This is a genomic window from Streptomyces sp. NPDC054786 (genome assembly GCF_053611685.1).
This window is the reverse complement of the sequence record NZ_JBSHAW010000101.1, coordinates 1-2,581: the sequence shown is the minus strand read 5'-3', so window position 1 is coordinate 2,581 and position 2,581 is coordinate 1. Positions and strand designations below refer to the sequence as shown.

The window sequence follows — 2,581 nt, the reverse complement described above, 5'->3', positions numbered from 1 at the left end:
AGGCCGACCTCCAGCGCATGGCCCGCACCGGCGTCACAGCACTCAGTTCGAAGCAGGGCCTGGCCCTCTTCGACACCGCTGCCACCGTTCCCAGCCCCGCCCTCATCCCCATCCACCTCGACCTCGAAGCGTTCGCCGCGCACGCGCAGAGCGAGGGCGGTGGCATACCGGAGCTGTTCCGCGGACTCGTCCGCCGACCGGCACGCCGGGTCGCCGCCGCGGGGTCGGGCATCGGCAGTACGGGCAGCGCGCACTCGGCCGCCGCGGCGGAAGCGCTCAAGGCGCGGCTTGCTGGCCTGTCGCCGGAGCAGCGCGCGGATGTGCTGTTCGACATCGTCCGCAGGCATGTGGCGGAGACACTCGGCCACGACAGCCCGGACGCCATCGAACCCGGCAGTGTCTTCGGCGACCTGGGCTTCGACTCGCTCAGCGCCGTCGAGTTCCGCAACGCGCTCAATGCGGAGACGGGACTCCGTCTGCCACCGACCTTGGTCTTCGATTACCCGAGTGTGCAGACGCTCGCCGCCCATCTGTTGGACCACCTGGATCCGGGTGGCGCAGGCATGGACGGCGGTGAGGAGGACGAGCAGGTCCGCAAGGTGCTGCAGAGCATTCCGCTCAGCAGGCTGCGTGACGCGGGCCTGCTGCAGAGCCTGCTCGAACTCGGCGGCGTGACCGACATCGATCTGCTCGGTGCGGTACCGCATGCCGATGGTGAAGAGGAGGGCGAGGACTCCATCGACGACATGGACACCGAGAGTCTCATCAGCATGGCGCTTGACGGCATCGACGCTGCCGCCACAGGGGAAGCAGGAGATCTGTAATGGCTGGCTCTGGCGAAAACGAAAAGCTCGTAGCGGCACTCCGGACCTCGCTGAAGGAGACCGAGCGGCTGCGCGCACAGCACCGCAAGCTGACCGCCGAGCTGCGCGAGCCGATCGCGATCGTTGGGATGAGTTGCCGCTATCCGGGTGGTGTGGAGAGCCCGGAGGATCTGTGGCGGCTGGTCTCCGAGGGTGTGGACGCGATCTCAGAGTTTCCCGTGGACCGCGGCTGGAATGTGGAGGAGTTGTACGACCCGGATTCCGTACGGCCCAACACCAGTTATGTGCGCGAGGGCGGATTCCTGCACGATGCCGCTCAGTTCGACCCGTCGCTGTTCGGCATCAGCCCCAATGAAGCACTCCTCATGGACCCGCAGCAGCGGCTGCTGCTGGAGGCGTCGTGGGAGGCCATCGAGCGGGCGGGCATCGACCCGGCGACGCTGAAGGGCAGCAGGACCGGTGTGTTCGCCGGGATGATGTACCACGACTACCCCGCCAACGCGAACACCGGCTCCATCGCCTCCGGCCGGCTCTCCTACGTACTCGGGCTGGAGGGGCCCTCGACGACGGTGGACACGGCCTGTTCGTCGTCCCTTGTCGCGCTGCACTGGGCGATCCAGGCGCTGCGGTCGGCGGAGTGCAATCTCGCCCTGGTCGGTGGCGTGTGTGTGATGGCCACTCCGGAGACGTTCGTCGAGTTCAGCCGACAGCGTGGGTTGTCGCGCAGTGGGCGCTGCAAGTCTTTCGCGGCGGGTGCGGACGGCACGGGCTGGGGCGAGGGTGTGGGCGTGCTGGTGGTGGAGCGGCTGTCGGATGCTCGCCGTAATGGTCACCCGGTCCTCGCGGTCGTACGAGGCAGCGCTCTCAATCAGGACGGTGCGAGCAACGGTCTGACGGCTCCGAACGGCCCGTCGCAACAGCGCGTCATCCGGCAGGCCCTGGCGCACGCACGCCTGTCCGTCGTGGACGTGGATGTGGTGGAGGCGCATGGGACGGGTACGACGCTGGGTGATCCGATCGAGGCGCAGGCGTTGCTGGCGACGTATGGGCAGGGGCGTGCGGAGGACCGGCCTTTGTGGTTGGGGTCGTTGAAGTCGAACGTGGGGCACACTCAGGCTGCGGCGGGTGTGGGCGGGATCATCAAGATGGTGGAGGCGATCCGTCATGGGGTGCTGCCGAAGACGCTGCATGTGGATGAGCCTTCGGCGCAGGTGGACTGGTCGGAGGGGAATGTCCGGCTGCTGACGGAGTCCCGGCCGTGGCCGGCGATGGACCGTCCGCGTCGGGCGGGCGTGTCGTCGTTTGGGATCAGTGGCACCAACGCACACGTGATCATCGAGCAGGCACCAGTGGCGAAGACCGTCGAAGACGCGACGCCCGTGGTTCCGACGGCACTACCGCTGGTGCTGTCCGGCAAGTCGGCGGAGGCACTGCGGGGACAGGCCGAGCGGCTACTGGCACATGTGAAGGCGGACACGGACGTCCAGCTGCTCGATGTCGGAGCCTCACTGGTGGGCTCCCGGTCACTGCTGGAACACCGTGCGGTGGTGGTGGGTAGGGGCCGGGACGAGTCGCTGGCTGGTTTGGCGGCGCTGGCTGAGGGGCGGTCTGCTCCGGGTGTGGTGCAGGGCGTGGCGCGGGTGAAGGGGCGTACGGCGTTCCTGTTCACGGGACAGGGGGCGCAGCGGTTGGGGATGGGCCGGGAGTTGTATGAGGTGTTCCCGGTGTTTGCGGATGCTTTCGATGTGGTGTTGGGG

General features: G+C 67.9%; 1 protein-coding gene and 1 pseudogene. Both read left to right on the top strand.

What is annotated here, in order from left to right; all coding sequences use genetic code 11:
- Positions 1-824: beta-ketoacyl reductase (locus ACWGI6_RS38140; protein ID WP_453271765.1), on the top strand; the 824-nt coding region annotated here is incomplete at its 5' end.
- Between the two features lie 44 nt (positions 825-868).
- Positions 869-2,581: pseudogene (locus ACWGI6_RS38135) on the top strand (type I polyketide synthase); the annotation flags it as partial.